16 protein-coding genes and 2 tRNA genes are annotated in these 16,376 nt (G+C 58.0%); 2 read left to right on the forward strand and 16 right to left on the reverse strand.

Going from position 1 to position 16,376, the window contains the following annotated elements:
- Positions 1-9: 9 nt before the first annotated feature.
- A complete protein-coding gene (locus DW925_RS06500; RefSeq protein WP_158551674.1) occupies positions 10-786 on the forward strand; it encodes a M48 family metallopeptidase in 777 nt (258 codons plus the stop codon).
- A 6-nt stretch (positions 787-792) separates the two neighbouring features.
- Here the strand turns inward: DW925_RS06500 and folB are convergent, their stop codons facing one another.
- From folB to nrdG, 4 genes are all read right to left on the reverse strand, one after another.
- Positions 793-1,278, reverse strand: a complete 486-nt coding sequence (folB, locus tag DW925_RS06505) for a dihydroneopterin aldolase (protein WP_117790655.1) — start codon at positions 1,276-1,278, stop codon at positions 793-795.
- A 43-nt stretch (positions 1,279-1,321) separates the two neighbouring features.
- Positions 1,322-1,903, reverse strand: coding sequence for an HD domain-containing protein (locus DW925_RS06510; RefSeq protein WP_199577050.1), 582 nt, complete (start codon positions 1,901-1,903; stop codon positions 1,322-1,324).
- 1 nt (position 1,904) lies between these two features.
- Entirely contained in the window at positions 1,905-2,462 is a 558-nt protein-coding gene (folE, locus tag DW925_RS06515) for a GTP cyclohydrolase I FolE (protein ID WP_117583879.1), read from the reverse strand.
- Between the two features lie 66 nt (positions 2,463-2,528).
- Positions 2,529-3,110, reverse strand: a complete 582-nt coding sequence (nrdG, locus tag DW925_RS06520; protein WP_117583878.1) for an anaerobic ribonucleoside-triphosphate reductase activating protein — start codon at positions 3,108-3,110, stop codon at positions 2,529-2,531.
- Positions 3,111-3,226: 116 nt separating this feature from the next.
- Here nrdG and DW925_RS06525 point away from each other — a divergent pair, with 116 nt between their 5' ends.
- Positions 3,227-3,490, forward strand: a complete 264-nt coding sequence (locus DW925_RS06525) for a hypothetical protein (protein ID WP_117790656.1) — start codon at positions 3,227-3,229, stop codon at positions 3,488-3,490.
- A gap of 46 nt (positions 3,491-3,536) precedes the next feature.
- Here the strand turns inward: DW925_RS06525 and nrdD are convergent, their stop codons facing one another.
- From nrdD to DW925_RS06585, 12 genes are all read right to left on the reverse strand, one after another.
- Positions 3,537-5,759: an anaerobic ribonucleoside-triphosphate reductase gene (gene nrdD / locus DW925_RS06530; protein WP_117583876.1), complete on the reverse strand. Its 2,223-nt coding sequence runs from the start codon at positions 5,757-5,759 to the stop codon at positions 3,537-3,539.
- 568 nt (positions 5,760-6,327) lie between these two features.
- Positions 6,328-6,795, reverse strand: coding sequence for a hypothetical protein (locus DW925_RS06535; RefSeq protein WP_117583875.1), 468 nt, complete (start codon positions 6,793-6,795; stop codon positions 6,328-6,330).
- A 100-nt stretch (positions 6,796-6,895) separates the two neighbouring features.
- On the reverse strand, positions 6,896-8,095 hold the full coding sequence (locus DW925_RS06540; RefSeq protein WP_117583874.1) for an MFS transporter: 1,200 nt from the start codon (positions 8,093-8,095) through the stop codon (positions 6,896-6,898).
- A gap of 74 nt (positions 8,096-8,169) precedes the next feature.
- Positions 8,170-9,282, reverse strand: coding sequence for a butyrate kinase (gene buk / locus DW925_RS06545; RefSeq protein WP_117629736.1), 1,113 nt, complete (start codon positions 9,280-9,282; stop codon positions 8,170-8,172).
- A gap of 3 nt (positions 9,283-9,285) precedes the next feature.
- Positions 9,286-10,293, reverse strand: a complete 1,008-nt coding sequence (locus DW925_RS06550) for a phosphate acyltransferase (protein WP_117790657.1) — start codon at positions 10,291-10,293, stop codon at positions 9,286-9,288.
- 5 nt (positions 10,294-10,298) lie between these two features.
- The gene (locus tag DW925_RS06555) at positions 10,299-10,532 is read right to left on the reverse strand and encodes an acyl carrier protein (RefSeq protein WP_055251381.1); all 234 of its coding nucleotides are present in this window, start codon (positions 10,530-10,532) and stop codon (positions 10,299-10,301) included.
- A 104-nt stretch (positions 10,533-10,636) separates the two neighbouring features.
- Positions 10,637-11,059, reverse strand: coding sequence for a Zn-ribbon domain-containing OB-fold protein (locus DW925_RS06560; RefSeq protein WP_117583871.1), 423 nt, complete (start codon positions 11,057-11,059; stop codon positions 10,637-10,639).
- Positions 11,060-11,097: 38 nt separating this feature from the next.
- The gene (locus DW925_RS06565) at positions 11,098-12,384 is read right to left on the reverse strand and encodes a thiolase family protein (protein ID WP_233503833.1); all 1,287 of its coding nucleotides are present in this window, start codon (positions 12,382-12,384) and stop codon (positions 11,098-11,100) included.
- Positions 12,385-12,706: 322 nt separating this feature from the next.
- On the reverse strand, positions 12,707-13,843 hold the full coding sequence (locus DW925_RS06570) for a 4'-phosphopantetheinyl transferase superfamily protein (protein WP_158565754.1): 1,137 nt from the start codon (positions 13,841-13,843) through the stop codon (positions 12,707-12,709).
- Positions 13,844-14,127: 284 nt separating this feature from the next.
- A tRNA-Val gene (locus DW925_RS06575) sits at positions 14,128-14,202 on the reverse strand.
- Positions 14,203-14,205: 3 nt separating this feature from the next.
- Positions 14,206-14,281: transfer RNA gene (locus tag DW925_RS06580), tRNA-Gly, on the reverse strand.
- 141 nt (positions 14,282-14,422) lie between these two features.
- Positions 14,423-16,156 carry a glycoside hydrolase family 13 protein gene (locus DW925_RS06585; protein ID WP_233503832.1) on the reverse strand — a complete coding sequence of 578 codons (1,734 nt, stop codon included), beginning with the start codon at positions 16,154-16,156 and terminating at the stop codon, positions 14,423-14,425.
- Between the last annotated feature and the right edge of the window lie 220 nt (positions 16,157-16,376).

The raw sequence follows: 16,376 nt of genomic DNA on the forward strand, positions 1-16,376 counted from the left end.
GGACCGCTTTTGACGCAGCAGTTTACGATTTCCGTATCCCGACCGGATGGGACGCCCATCCCTGTCGTCGTTACCAAAAAGCGCGTCAAGAACTTCAACCTACGCGTCACATCGAGCGGCGAGGTCCACGCCAGCGCACCGCTCGGCGCCAGCCGCGAGCGTATCGAAGCGTTTGTGAAGCGCAACAGCGCCTGGATTATCAGCCGACTTGCCCAGCGTGAGCAGCGTCAGGCGACGGCGCGAGAGCCGCTCAGTCCCTCGTCCATCATTGCACTTTGGGGCAAGCCCATTACGGTACAGGATGCACTCGATCACAACTTTGCATCACCCGCATCGCGACCCAAACAGGCCACCTTCGCAAGTTTTATGGGTACCGATGAGCCAAGTGGGCGCACGCAGGCAAAGCAGCGCACAGCCCTTGACGGCCTAACGCCCAAAGAACTCCAGACCCGCATCGACCAACTCTATGCATCCGAGGTCACCGCAGCGCTACGCGACATCGTGCACGCGTACGAAATCGCAATGGGCGTCACCGTTTCCCGCATTTCCGTACGCAGCATGAAAACGCGTTGGGGCTCATGCACGCCCAAATCCGGCGCCATTCGCATCGGGCGCGAGCTCGCCGCCTACCCCGTCGAATGCCTCGACATGGTTGTCGCCCACGAGCTCGTCCACTTGCTCGAGCCAAGCCACAATCAGCGGTTTCACGCCCTGCTCGACACGTACTGCCCCAACAATAGAGCTCTGTCGCAGCGGCTCAAGCAGCCTCCCGTAGAGACGTATTAGAACCGGTTAGCGCACGCGCTCGATCTCGACACCGCAGCTTGCCAGGGGCAGGTCAACAGGAGCCCACGGCTTATCGAGCTTTATGCGCACACCAAGCAGCGAGGGATAACGGCGCAGCAGCATCTGGGCCGTCCCCTCGGCTGCCGCCTCGATGAGTTTAAACGTATGCTCGCGCAGATAGCCATCGACATCGTGGCACACCGAGCCGTAGTCAATCGAGGCGTCCAAGTCATCGTGCTCCCCCGCTGCGCGCAGGTCGGCATAGAGCACCAAGGACACGATGAACTTCTGACCCAGCGCGTTCTCCTCGGGATACACGCCATGGTTGGCAAAAACCTCTAGGCCGTCAATGACAATACGGTCGGCATGGCGCAAGTCGTCATAGCTCACGTGGGGCACCGCCGTTGCGGTGGATATTTCGCCCCTTCCACGGCGGGCGAGCTCGGCGCCTTCAGTCTTGGTTGCACTCTCGGGCAGCTTCTTGTTACTCATCGCGATCGTCTCCTTCGTTTAGAACCCCGACCGCGCAAACTAACTACACGCGAATCGACAGGTTCTTTTTATCATCGCTCCAGTTGCAAGCATTGCGCGCGGGGCATGCAAAGCAGGCGCGCGACGCTTTGTCGGCTGCATAGAGCAGACGCTCAAGCGGTTGGCTGTTCACGCGCAGCTTTCGATGGCCCAAAATGGCCGTCTTAATGGCTGCGGCATCGGCCGGCTCAAACGCCACATCATCGGGCATGCCGCCGAGAATCGCATCAGCGACGCGTTCGCTTGCAACATCATGGGATATACCCGATTCGTACTGTTCATCTTTGCCGATATCGTGAAGAAGTGCTGTGGCGTAGATGACCTCGCGGTCAAATTCGAGCTGTTCCTCGAGATTCTTGATCCACATAATGCGAGCGACATCGAGCAGATGGTCAATACCGTGGCGGCAGAAAATGCGTCCCGATTCCAACTGCGCAATGTTACCCAGGTGCCGCCGGAACAGCCCGTTGGCACAAATGTAATCAATGCGAGGCATAGCACCAAAAGGGGCCAGGCCCGAAGCCATAAGGCCGCGACGCGACGTCCCCTCATCGGTCTTCGATGTAAAGTCGTTGACGACCCTCATGTTAACGGCCCAGCATCCTAAAGAACCGCTCCTCGAGCGCGGGATCGGTCTCAAAGACGCCGCGGCGAGCGAGCGTCACGGTCTTGGTGCCGGGCTTTTGCACGCCGCGCATGGTCATGCACATATGCTCAGCCTCCATGAGCACAATCGCTCCCTGGGGAGCGAGATAATCCATGAGGGCGTCGGCAACCTGCGCACACAGCTGCTCCTGCAGCTGCAGACGACGGGCATAGACCTCAACCGTGCGAGCGAGCTTAGACAGACCCGCCACGCGACCGTTAGGGATATAGCCGATCGCAGCCTTGCCATAAAACGGCAGCAGATGATGCTCGCACAGCGAGTAAAACGTGATGTCGCGCTCGATAACCAAATCGTTCGAAGCGACGGCAAAGGTTTTGGACAGGTGCTCCTCGGCACTCTGCTCCATACCGCCGGCGATCTCGCCATACATACGGGCAACGCGCGCCGGGGTCTCCAGCAGGCCCTCACGAGTTGGGTCCTCGCCTATGCCCTCAAGCAACAGCTTAATGGCGGCCTCGACTTTTTCCTGATCGACCATCTGGGCCTCACTTTTCCGATTTCACGTTCGCGCTATGGTACCACGCCCTTCGGCATCGACCACAAGCTACATAGTATGGGTCGAATAGACCGGATCATCACGCCAAAGTTCAACCGCATCACAAAGCGCAACGCCCTCGCGCTCAGCACGGTCGCGCGTGGCGTTCATATCGATCACGCGCTGGTTACTCGAGCCCCTAAAACGCAATGAGATATCGTACAGATCCTGAACAAACGGGCCGTCCACCAACATATCGAGGCAGGCAAGGATACGGTCCGTGACTTCGGTATGGTGACGACCGCCCGGCATAAGTTCCTCGAGCACGTCGCCAGTAAAACACCAAATGGTCTTTCCTGACCCCGCAGGATAAGCGGCACGAACACGCTCGACAAACTCAACGAGCCCCGCCTGATTCTCAGGTTCCATAGGCTCGCCGCCCAGAATCGTCAGGCCGTCAATAAAGGGATGGTCGAGGCTCTCGATAATCTTGTCCTCGACGGCACGATCGAACAGCTCGCCCGCAGCAAAGTCCCACGCGACAGAGTTAAAGCAGTTCTTGCACCCACGACGGCACCCGCTCACAAACAGAGAAGTACGAACGCCTTCCCCATCAGCAATGTCGAAATACTTAATGTTCGCGTAGTTCATAGGTAACTCTCCCGGGAGGCCGGGACATATCATCCCGTCCTCAAACATTCTCGGCCTTCGGCCTGCGAAACTGCGGGCGGGACGATATGTCCCGGCCTCATGCAAAGGGTAACTCAATGAACGAAGCGAACATCGAGTATAGGGTTCGAGGTCCAATAAATACTCAGCTGCAGCTCAGCCGCAATTGCAAGCAGATCGTCATTGCAGCTCAACTCATTTCCGCTAAGAACTTCGAGGAGCGAGCAGACCGCATGCCGCATCTCAGCTACATCACCTTGGCTGTCCCGCAGCGAGGCCCCGGACCTTTGCTCGATATGAGTTCCGCACGAACAGGAGGCGCCAGTGGCGCCTCCGTCGTGAGCCAGGACTGTCCGAAATAGCGAGTAAAGGTCCGGGGCCTCGCTACGGGGCAGCCTGGGATGGTTATTAGAGATGCAGCACGCGGTCGCGGATCTCCTCGGTTCGGCCCTGGTTCCAGAATTGGGTACCGATGTAGCCGCACGTACGACGAGCGACGTTCATCTTCTCCTGATCGCGGTTGCCGCAATTGGGGCACTCCCACACCAGCTTGCCGTCATCCTCGACAATCTTGATCTCACCGTCGTAGCCGCACACCTGGCAGTAATCGCTCTTGGTGTTGAGCTCGGCGTACATGATGTTGTCGTAGATGTACTGCATCACGCGGATGACAGCCTTGAGGTTGTCCTGCATGTTGGGAACCTCGACGTAGGAGATGGCACCGCCCGGCGAAAGTTGCTGGAACATACCCTCGAACTTGAGCTTGTCGAATGCGTCGATCTCCTCGGACACGTGGACGTGGTAGCTGTTGGTGATGTAGCCCTTGTCCGTCACGCCCGGGATGATGCCAAAACGACGCTGCAGGCACTTGGCGAACTTGTAGGTCGTCGACTCCAACGGCGTACCGTACAGCGAGAAATCGATATCGCTTTCGGCCTTCCACTCCGCGCACTTGTCGTTCATGCGCTGCATGACGGCCATGGCAAACGGCGTGCCTTCCTTCTCGGTGTGGCTGTGGCCCGTCATGTACTTGACGCACTCATACAGGCCGGCATAGCCAAGGCTGATGGTAGAGTATCCGCCCACGAGCAACTTATCGATCGTCTCGCCCTTCTTCAGACGCGCTAGGGCACCATACTGCCAAAGAATCGGCGCGGCATCCGAAAGCGTGCCCATCAGGCGCTCATGACGGCACAGCAGGGCGCGGTGGCACAGCTCGAGGCGCTCGTCGAAGATTTTCCAGAACTTATCCATGTCCTGATGCGAGCTCAGCGCGACATCGGGCAGGTTGATGGTCACAACACCCTGGTTAAAGCGGCCATAGTACTTAGGTTTGGTCGGGTCATAGTTCAGCGCGTTGGCAACATTGTTAAAGCCGTTGCCCGAGCGGTCGGGCGTCAGGAAACTGCGACAACCCATGCAGGTGTAGCAATCGCCGTTGCCGGCGGTCTCGCCCTTCGACAGCTTGAGCTCGCGCATCTTCTTCTCGGAGATGTAATCGGGCACCATGCGCTTGGCGGTGCACTTGGCAGCCAGCTGGGTCAGGTAGAAGTACGGAGAATTCTCGTGAACGTTATCGTCCTCGAGTACATAGATAAGCTTGGGGAATGCCGGGGTAATCCACACACCGGCTTCGTTCTTAACGCCCTCATAGCGTTGACGAAGCGTCTCCTCCACGATCATGGCAAGGTCGTGCTTCTCCTGGGGCGTACGGGCCTCATTGAGATACATAAAGACCGTCACGAACGGCGCCTGGCCATTGGTGGTCATAAGGGTCACGACCTGATACTGAATCGTCTGGACGCCGCGACGGATCTCATCGCGCAGACGGTCCTCAACGACCTCACGGACCTTTTCGGCAGATGCCGAAACACCGAGCTCCTCGAGCTCGCGGGCAACCTCGCCGCGAATCTTTTGACGGCTCACCTCAACAAACGGGGCAAGATGGGTCAGCGAAATAGACTGGCCGCCGTACTGGGAGGAAGCAACCTGGGCGATAATCTGCGTCGCGATGTTGCAGGCAGTCGAGAAGCTGTGCGGCTTCTCGATCAGCGTGCCCGAGATAACGGTGCCGTTCTGGAGCATGTCCTCCAGGTTCACCAGGTCGCAGTTATGCATGTGCTGGGCAAAGTAGTCAGAATCGTGGAAGTGGATCAGGCCCTCATTGTGGGCATCCACGATCTCCTGGGGCAGCAGCACACGCTGAGTCAGGTCCTTGGAAATCTCGCCGGCCATATAGTCACGCTGGACGGAATTGACGGTCGGGTTCTTGTTAGAGTTCTCCTGCTTGACCTCTTCGTTATTGCACTCGATCAGCGACAGAATCTTGTCGTCGGTCGTGTTCTTCTGGCGCTTCAGGCTCTGAACATAGCGATAGATGATGTAGTGGCGAGCAACCTCGTAGCAGTCGAGACGCATGATCTCGTCCTCGACCAAATCCTGGATCTCCTCGACCGAAACGGTGTGGCCCGCGTTCTCGCATGCCTCGGCGACGTTTTGTGCCGCGTAAACCACCTGGCGGTCGGTTAGACGAGAGCTCTCCTCGACCTCCAAGTTGGCGGCGCGGATGGCATTGACGATCTTATCGATGTCAAAGACAACCTCGGTGCCGCTGCGCTTGATGATCTTCATCCTCTTGCCTCTTTCGCATCGTAGCCTCATTGCGCTTCAGAGCCAAACGATGCCCGGCAGGGCCTGTCCCTGTCTTGCGGCGCCGTCGCGCAATCTGTGTTCTCGATAAACCATAAGCCTCCATGCGGACATTCCCAGAAGCCGATCAAGCGGCTCAAGGACACGTTCAAAAGAGGCAGTTAAGGTCTTCGTTCTCTGTCCGCCATCTATCATACGACAAAGAGGCATCTATATCCTGTATTCTTTTTTTAGGTCAAACACAACATATAGTGTTTCAGCAGGTCAAAGCAATTAGTCATTTTGCAAACGCATTAAAAATGAAGGGCTCTTGGCAGAGTGCTAAAACGTTATCAGCTCGACTACCTGCACGGCAGTTTTGAAACCCCCTCAACCGCGCCGCTGACAAATCCTACCAAAACCAAGCCGCTCACGCCAAAAGAATCCAAAAGATTATGCTTGACCAACATGTTGCGGTCGAATGCCGGCGGACGGAGCGACAGGACTGTAAACGCTCGGAAGACTACAGCCCCGGCGCCCCGTCCGCCGGCATTCGATAGGCGAGGATCTATTACCTCTCTTCGCGAACCATCATGCGGCCGAGAGCCGCTGTAAAGGGATCGAGCAGCACGCCGGCGATAACCACAAAGGCCCATCCCTTTGTGACGAGGCCGGCCCAACGCGCGAAGAACGTACGGCCTTCAATCGTTCCGAATCCTCCTTGGAAGGCAATCTCGCCAAAACCGATCACCATAAAAAGGAGCGTGGCACCGATGACCGTACCGGCGATCTTGTGTGATGCACTCCCCTGCTCAAAACCAAAAAAGTCCAGGCACATACCAACCGTTTTGCCAAACAGCGGGAGTGCGCTCAGAACCTCGGCGATCACCGTGGCCACGATGAGTTGTCCCCAAAAGCCCGTGGGGCCCGTCAGATCCAAGCCAGGCGCCCCTTCAATGATGGGGAGAAACGCGCAGAGCAATAGCGGGTTAAAGAAGCCGTTGAGAATACCGATAACGCGCCTGACAGGTAACTTCATAGCCGTAAGCCTTTCAAAGTCATTGATAGAAAGAGGGCCGCCGGCATATGTCGGCGGCCCCGATAAAACATGATGTGCGGCAAAGCAACTACTCGAGCGGCTACTCCGCCTCGCCGCCGGCCGCCATCTTCTCGGCCTCGGCAAGCTGGGCCGGGGTGAGCTTGCGATACTTAATGGCGCCAAAGACGACACAAGCCGCACAGACGATCATGCCGGCGATGAACTTCTGGTCAATCGTTGCACCAAACGGCGACGTCACGGCCTCAAACACAATGGGAGACAATGCCATGCCAAAGTTGATACCTGCCATGCCAATGGCGAGGTTAAACGCACGTCCCTCGGGGGCAGAGTTGCCGGCGGCAAAATTGCCCTCCAGCGGCACGTAGGTCTCCTTGCCCAGCGCAACGACAAAACCCGCAACGCACAGCACCATAAAGGCGGGCGCAACCAGCGTCAGGCCCAGGCCGACGAGCGTCACGCCCCACGCGATCGGCATAGCCAGGTTCTTAAACTTGGCAAACAGCGGACCGACCAAAAGACCAGCCGCAATACCGGCAACGGTCATAACGGTAGAGGCAAGACCGGCCTCCACGGTACCGCCAAAGCCACGGCCCACGACAAGCAGCGAGACATTGGAGCTAAAGAGCTGGAACGTAAGTACGAACACAAAGCTCATGAGCGTGATAATCGCGACCTCTTTAGGCATATTGGCAAACACGTTGACCTCGCGCTTGGGCTCAAGATGACCCTCAGGAAGGCAAACAGCCTCGATTACGATGAAAATGATCATGATGAAGTACGCCGCATAGCTGTGGAACCACTCGGCAGAACCCAAGATGCCGGAAACCATCGTCCAGATAATGCCGCCCAGTGCAACAAAAGTGGAGTAGATGCCCATGACAAACGAGCGCTGCTTTCCGCCAAAGTAATCCGCGATAAGAGCGTCCGTTGAATTCTGCACGGCACCGAGACCAAGGCCCATGACAGCAGAAGCCGCTAAGACTTGGCCGAGCGAGTCGTGGAACACCAGCACCGAGGCGCCTGCCAGCATCACGATAATGTGACCGACGAGCGTCGTCTTCTTCTTGGACACGCGAGAGGCAAGCTGTGAAGAGACGAGCATGGCGGACAACGCCATCATCAACGGGATGATGCCGATAATCATCTGAACGGCAGCGATGTTCTCGTTGGGAAACGCGGCCGCAACAGAGGCCACGATGGGAACGGGCACGAGCATGCCCATGATGCACATGGCGGCTGCGTAAATGCCCACCAGGTACTTGATCTTGGTTTTATCCATGATCCATCCTTACACTTAAAGAAAAGGGTCGGAGCGGCCAGACATCACCAGCGGCCGCCCCAAACACAGCACTATTAGTCGTTGAATCCGGTGAACACGGGTTCTCCGCTGTACACGAGCGCTTCCTCGACACCATCGAGCACGCGGCAGGCGCCAGACGCCATCGCCTCGAGCTCAAACTCGCCGGGATAAGCCGATACGGGAGCGATCCAAGAGCAGCATTCCTCAATCGAGGCAACGAGCTCCTTGCTGTGGACCATGCCGCCTCCGAGCAAGATGCCGTCGACGTCGCCCTTCAGCACGCAGGCCATCTCGCCAATCCACTTGCAGATTTGGTAAACCATTGCATCCCAAGCGCGTGCTGCAGCCTTATCGCCCGCAGCGGCACGTTCACACACCTCGATGGCATCGGACGTACCCAAAAGGTCAACGAAGCCACCGGTCTTCATGCAATGGGCGCGGGCAACGTCGAGACCATGTTCCGCCGTATACTTCGCGACCTCGATTGCGGGGACCGAGCCACAGCGCGTCGGCGCCATGGGGCCCTCGCCGCCGACGATGTCGTTGCCGTCGACCATCTTGCCCTTAAGGTGAGCGGAAATCGAAATGCCACCGCCGATATGACAAACAATAAAGTTACACTCGTCATATGCGCGACCGAGCTTTGCCGCGTGACGAATGGCGGTCTCTTTAAGATTAAGGGCGTGCAGGTGCACGTTTCGATACACGCCCTTAATGCCCGTCATACGTGCGAGGTCGCACAGCTCATCGGTATCGGGAGGATTCACCACAAAAGAGGGCTTGCCCGTCTTTGAAGCGAACTCATGGGCAATCTGGGGGCCAAGCTGCGCCGGGTGCTGAATGCCGTTCGCACCGATGCGGGCATGCTCGAGCATGACCTCATTGATGGCATACGTGCCGCCGGGCAACGAAAGCAAGCCGCCGCCGCGACCGACAAATGCATCAAAGTCCTCGAGCTTCAGGCCCGCCTCCCCCAGTGCTCCAAGAATCAGATCGCAGCGATACGGCATCTGAGCCGAAACCCCATCGAACTGGGCGAGGTCCTTCGCATCGTGCGCAACGTTCTTGCTGAGCTTGCACTCATCACCCTCAAAAACGCCCACCTTCGTGGAAGTGGAACCCGGGTTGATTACCAGGATGCGCCAGGGAGTCTTTTTATCGGACATATCTTAAGCCTCCTTAAGCGCCTGGGCGCGCACGCAGCTCATCACCACGTTGCCGACGATCTCGTCGACGGGCGCAGAGCGCGAGCAATCGCACACGATCTTCTTGAAGCCCTGAAGCATGGGGCCGTAAGCATTGGCGCCGGTCAGGTTCTGGATGATCTTGACGCCGATATTGCCAACGTTGATATCAGGCCAGATGACCACGTTGGCCTGTCCCGCAACAGCGGACTCACGACGTACCTTCTTGGCCGCAACCTTGGGGTTAATCGCCGAGTCAAACTGGAACTCGCCGTCGATGGCAAGGTCGGGACGGCGATCGTTGGCAATCTCGCGAGCGCGGCGTACTTTGTCGACGAGTTCGTTATCCATCGAGCCGTCAGTCGAATGCGAAAGCAGCGCGCAACGGATATCCCATCCGGTCAGCGAGCGCACCGTTTCGCTCGACGAAATCGCGATCGAGGCAAGTTCCTCGCTCGTAGGGTCGACGCAAACGGCGGAATCGCCAAAAGCCAAAAGGCCACCTTCGCCGCCGTTCCAGTTGGGAATGTCGGCGATACCGCACGAGCTCACGGTGTCCACCCCGTCGGCAAGGCCGACGATGGTCTGACCCGCCAGGATAATATCGCCCGTGGCGTTATCAATGCCGGCGAACATTACGTCGACATCGCCGAGCACCTGCAAAATCAGGGCGCGCTCAAGCGGACGCGCCATACGGCGCGCGGCGCCCTTGGGCTTAAACTTGCAATCCGGATGCGAAAGGTAGCGCTCGCAGCAGGCAGCGTTCGCCTCCTCGTCGGTCACATCGACAATCTCGATGCCGTCAAGGGAGATGCCGCGCTCATCGGCAAGCTCCTTGAGCTTACCGCCGTCGCCGACCAGCACACATTCGGCAAGATGCTCGGCGGCGATCTTTGCGACCGCCTGCATCATGGTCTCGTTTTCGCCCTCGGGAAAAGCAACGCGCATAGGCTTGGCGGCAGCCTGCTCGCGCAGGGTCTGCATCAGGTCCATGGCAGCTACTCCATCTCTTCGGCAGTGCGCTCGATAAGCTCGCCGATGGTCTTCATGACCATGACCTCGCGAACGGGGACCTCGGCATCGAGCTCGTTCTCGATCATGGAGGTCAGGGCGATCATCTTCATCGAGCCCTTGCCCAGGGTCTCAAACGTCGTCTCGGGGGTCACATCGCCATCGTAGTTGTAAGCGGACTTGGCAAAATCGCAGATCTGCTGAGTGAGTTCTTCGTTCATGATGGTGCCTTTCTAAGATAAAAAGAGGGGCGGCCACGGCGGGCTGGAGACACGGGTCCCGCCGTGGCCTAAGAGAGGAATCGAATTGTTAAAAGGGTGAAAACCTAGTCGTCAAGCTCAAACGTGAGCTCTTTGTAACCCGGTCGATCGATGACCTTGGCATGGACACCAACGGTCTCGCCCGCCATGAGCTTGGCGCGGATCTCGGGGGCCTTCTTCTTGGTAATGCCGTAGATGACGTAGGTGTACTGAGAACCCTCGTCAATATCGACGGCGCCGTAGGCGTACTTGCCATACTCCTTGAGGTAGGGCTTGTCGTTCTGCGGACCAGGCAGGGTAAAATCGATCAGATGGCCGTGACCGGAAACCTGGACCCAATCGGTCTTGTGGTAGCCGCAGGCATTGCAGGCAAGGTGAGGCGGAAACTCGACGGCTCCGCACTCGGGGCACTGACGTGCCCAATAGATGCCCTCTTCAAGACCCGTGTAGAACTTCTTGACCACGGGCTCCATATCTTTGAGTTGCATGAGAATACTCCTTATGGGAAATCGAAAACCGCGGTCGCTTAGGCGACGGTACGAAGAATCTGGCAGCGCACATTCTGAGAACCGCCAAAACCGCGCAGGAAGGCCGTCTCAGGAATCTTCTTCATCTGGGTTGCACCGGCGACGCCGCGCATCTGCTTGACGGCCTCGACGATATCGGCGATACCGGATGCGCCATGAGCGTGGCCGAAGTTGCAACGGCCACCGTGCGGGTTGATGGGCTTATCGCCGTCAAAAGCGGTGCGGCCATCGATCGCATACTTCCAAGCCTCGCCGCGCGGAATATAGCCGCACTCCTCGGCCGAGACGATCTCGGAAGCCAGGAAGAAGTCATTGCACATAAACAGGTCGATCTCATCGGGGCTCACGCCGGTAAGGTCGTAGACCTGCTTGGCAGCAAGCTCGGTAGCCCAGTGCTCGTTGTGAAGCAGGCCGGCTTCGACGGCAGAGGCGCCCGTGCCCAGAACCTCGATAGGTGCATACGGGACACCCATGGCCTTGGCCTTCTCCGTGGGCATCACGACAACAGCGGCGGCACCGTCGCATTTCTTCTCAAAGCCGGTAACGCGCAGGTACTGCGTAACGCGCGGGTTGTACATGCTCTTGAGATACTCGTCGGCGGTATCGAACCCAGCCGCCTTCGCATCCTCCTCGACCGTGGTCTCGTACCAGGCAAGGGGATTCAGGACGGCACCGCGGCGAAGGCTCTTGGTAAGGCCGTTCAGGGCGTCATCGATCTGATCGGCAGTAAGGTCGTACTGCATCGAATACTCGTTGATCCAGTTGTCGAACGACACGCCAAAGGCACCATCGAGCGGGCGACCATACGCGCGGTCATAGATCTTATCGAGCGAGGGAATCATGACGTCAAGCGTAAAGTCCTGGCGAATATGCGAGGGCATGTGCTCAACGGGAAGGGTCGAAGCCAAATCGCAGGCACCCGTAAGGACGACATCGTAGGCACCGGAGGCGACTGCCATCACGGCCTGCTCAAGGGCGACGTAGCCCGTGCAGCAAGCCTCGGAATGATGGACGGAACCCTTGGCGCGAACGCCAAACCAATCGGCAACCTGCATGTTGGGGGTAATGCAATCGCCAACAAGATACGGATTGGCGCTGCCGTGGTAGAAAAAGTCGATATCGCGGGGCTCAAGACCGGCATCGGCAATTGCCTCGAGGGCAGCATAGCCAAACGCCTCGCCCTCGCCAATGCCCTGGGTCTCGGGATGCTCCTCAAAATCCTTGAACGGGGTGCAGCCTACGCCTACAATCGAGACGCTGCGCATGTTCTTTCCGAGCGTAACCACTGAATATCACATCCTAATCATGTGAGGGTGTACGGAGTGATGGCGCAGTCCGGCCGCGAGCGAAGGTGAGAGAGCGCTCGCGGCTTTTCTGTGCCGTCACACGTTGAACTACTGCAGTGGTTCTTTTGAACGTAGCTTTAGTTTATGAGGGGTTTATTTGGTGTTGTGGGACAAAAAGCCGTTATATGTCCCATCATTTGGTACGCATAGCTTAATTTCGTTCCAAATAGCAGATAAATGACCGTGCTTAAAACCGATTCATAGGGTTGGAGCACTTTGAGTTCGCTGCATGCGCAACCGTTCATCCCTAAAAAACAGCCGCTCACCCGAGTGGCTTTTCAAAATCGGGGATACGTGGGTGCCAATGGCGCGAGGTATCGTCGACAAAGAGCGGTGCGTAGAACATGCGATTGAGCGCGGCGGCAACGGTTCGTGCCTCAAGGTCAGGCCGGACTTCGAGCCAATACTGGATGAGGTTATGGTGGCCCGCAAGCGCAAAAGCAAGATACAGATCGAGGTCCGTCTCATCCGAAAACGTCGACCGCAAACGATCGCGAAAATAGTCATGCATGAAGATCGTTGCCTTGTGTGCAAACACGGGATCACCGTTATCGCTGTTAAGCGCCAGGACTTTCGAGCGATTGGCCTTGAGGATTTCCATGCGCTTGATCATCGTGGGCGTGGGATCAAGCTGCGCATCACCAAAACGAGCCTCAAGGGCAACGTCGTTAATGTCTTGCATGTTCTGGAGCAGCTCATCTTCAAAGCGCTTGACCACATCATCGACAGAGCGGTAGCAACGATAGAAGGTTGATTTTGATGTATGGGCAAGACGGAGTACGTCGGTGACCTTAATCGATTGCACAGGCGTTGTCGCCATAAGTTCAAAGACGGCGCCTTCGATCCGCGAAGCAATATCGTTTTTAGCGTTCAGTGACATAGAAGGCCTCCCCTGTTGGCGATTGGCTACTATGGCTACCCGAAAGGCATGCTCCTCAATGGCGATATGGGGCATAGAACGCGCTGCACAAGAGATGACACACTGGCCAAACACCACCGAGGAAGTAAACCATCCGCTCGGCAACCCGTCTTTGCGGGGATCGATTGAAAAGCCGGACCCCTCCGCCTTCAGGACGGCTTCGATACGCGTCCAAACCCGACACAGCCGAAAGGCGCGTTCCTGCGAATCTGCCGCAGCGTCAATCCACGCCCGTTCCCTTGAGCTCGCCATACGCTCAACCGCAATAGGTACAATCTCATCGACCGCCTCGATATCCACGCCAATAGGTCCTCCGACCGACCGAGCAACATCGGAAACAGCGAGGACGGCCACGCTTCCGCCATGTGAAATGGAAATAGAGGGGGCCTCCCCATCCGCAAGCTCGATCTTGCCGAAAGCAGAGCGCGCAAGCTGGGTGTCGTCGAAGACACCCAGGGCGTCGCGAAGCAGCAGACCCACGCCCGCAGCTTCCCTCCGAGACGCAATGGGGAGATCTCCATTGGAGGCACGCGAGGCATAACGTCCCGCGATTGATGCCATATCAACGGTCTCGCCGGGATCGATCGCAGAAACGTCAACGAGATGCACGGTTATGTTCAAAATGGTCAACCCCCACTCGATTGAGATGACAAGGCTAAACTGACGTTCAGAACCGCTCTTTCATGAAGCGAGGTACCTTTTGCCGGCGATTTGGCGACCAAAACAAAACAGCTCAGAGGCTAAGCCTCTGAGCTGCGAACATTTGGTGGGCGTTAGAAGATTTGAACTTCTGACCTCTTCCGTGTCAGGGAAGCGCTCTCCCCCTGAGCTAAACGCCCAAATGGAGCGGACAACGGGGCTCGAACCCGCGACCCCAACCTTGGCAAGGTTGTGCTCTACCAACTGAGCCATGTCCGCCTGCGAGGATTTAATATACGGGATAATCCACCCAAATGCAAGAACTTTTTTTGAAAAGTTTTGCGACACCCTCGCGAACCTCGCGAAGACATCAGCCACCACGGAAAGCGCAGGCAAACGCAAACTCGCCGCAAGAGGCCCCTACAACTCAGCGAGCATGATCCAGGCAGAACTGTCCTGCGCGAGCTTGCCGTCTGCAAGCGGTGATGAGGTGAGCAGGACCCTGCCCGCCGGCAGCTCCACGGGTGCTGCACCGAAGTTCGTCACACACGCCCAGCCGTTGTCACGGCGATAGGCGATGACGCCGCCCTCAGCGCCCTCGGCACCATCCGCAAGGCCGGTGCGCCCGTCAAGATCGAGCCACTTAAGATCGTTGGCGCGCCCGCGCAGCTTGCGCCGCAGCCAGAGGGCGTCACGATAGAGCGCAAGCATCGATGTCGGGTCCGCTTCTTCCCTATCGGCAGCGTAATCGGAAAACCATGCAGGCTGCGGCAGATGGGGCGCCGCATCGGCGTCCGCCGGTGAAAACCCAAACGATCCGCCCTGCACGGGATCGTCCGCTGCCACCCACGGCAGGGGCACACGGCAGCCGTCGCGCCCCTTCTCGCGCTTCGGTCCGTGCGTATTGGTCGCAGTAGGATCTTCGAGTGCGGCCCACGGGATATCGGCCACCTCAAAAAGGCCGAGCTCCTCACCCTGATACACGTATGCCGAGCCCGGAAGCGCCAGCTCAAGCAAAAGGGCCGCCCGCGCGCGGCGCTCACCGAGTTCACGGCCCTCGTCATAAGACGACCCGTCGCGTAAGAGCCAGTCGAGCGCAATCTGATGGTAGCGCGTCGCCTTGATTTGCGGCAGGGCATAGCGTGTCGCCACGCGCGGCACGTCGTGGTTGGAGAGTACCCAGGTCGAGGCAGAATTGGATTCGATAGCCGCCTTCAAGCCCTTCTCGATTGCAGCGTGCATGTCATCATAGGTCCAAGTGGCCTTGGCGAACTCAAAGTTGAATGTCTGGCCAAGCTCGCTGGGGCGTGCGTAGAGATACTGGCGCTCGGGCAGAACCCACGCCTCGGCAACGGCGCTGCGCGGCGGATCATAACGGTCGAACACGCGGCGCCACTCGCGATAGATCTCATGGACCTCGTTGCGGTCCCACAGCGGATGGGTGCCGTCCTCAACCATGTCATCGCCCTCGGCGAGATGCCACCGGTCGAGGTCATCGCGGTCGAGATCCTTGGCGAGACCGTGCGCCACATCAATGCGAAAGCCATCGACGCCTCGATCGCTCCAAAACGCCAGGACGTCGCAAAAGAACGCATGAACCTCGGGACACGACCAGTCAAAGTCCGGCTGCTCGGGCGTAAACATGTGCAGATACCACTGACCGTCCGCGACGCGCGTCCAGGCGGGGCCGCCAAAGTTGGCATTCCAATTGGTGGGAGGCAGCTCGCCGTGCTCGCCGCGACCATCGCGGAAGATATAACGGGCGCGCTCGGGTGATCCGGGGCCGGCGGCAAGAGCGGCTTTGAACCAGGGGTGCTGGTTGGACGAATGGTTGGGCACGATGTCGACGATGACCTTGATGCCGTGCGCATGAGCCGCAGCGATCATGTCATCGAAGTCGTCAAGCGAGCCGAGACGTGGGTCGACATCGCAGTAGTCCGCCACATCATAGCCGCCATCGACAAGAGGCGATGGGTAAAACGGGCTCAGCCAGATGGCCTCGATGCCCAGCTGCTCAAGATAGTCCATCTGCTGGGTAATGCCCGCGATATCGCCCAGACCCGAACCAGTCGAATCCTTAAACGAGCGCGGATAGATCTGATAGATCGCGGCATCGGACATCCATGGGCGCGACGAGGACTTTTCTGTAGCCATGGGATGAGTCTCCCTTGCAACGAGGTTTTGCGAGATGCCCACGATGATACGCCCAAAGCGGACATTCGCGGCAAACAACGCCACAGCCACGCCCCAAACGCTCGCTCCCTCACGGGCTCGAGCCTCCTGGAGCGAATCAATCGATTAGTGAAAAGAACGGAAGACCCACTTCCCCGGCCACGACAGACACTATGACCCAATCCAGGGGCACGGAAACGAC

Source organism: Collinsella sp. AM43-1, from assembly GCF_003467925.1.
Classification (GTDB): Bacteria; Actinomycetota; Coriobacteriia; order Coriobacteriales; family Coriobacteriaceae; genus Collinsella.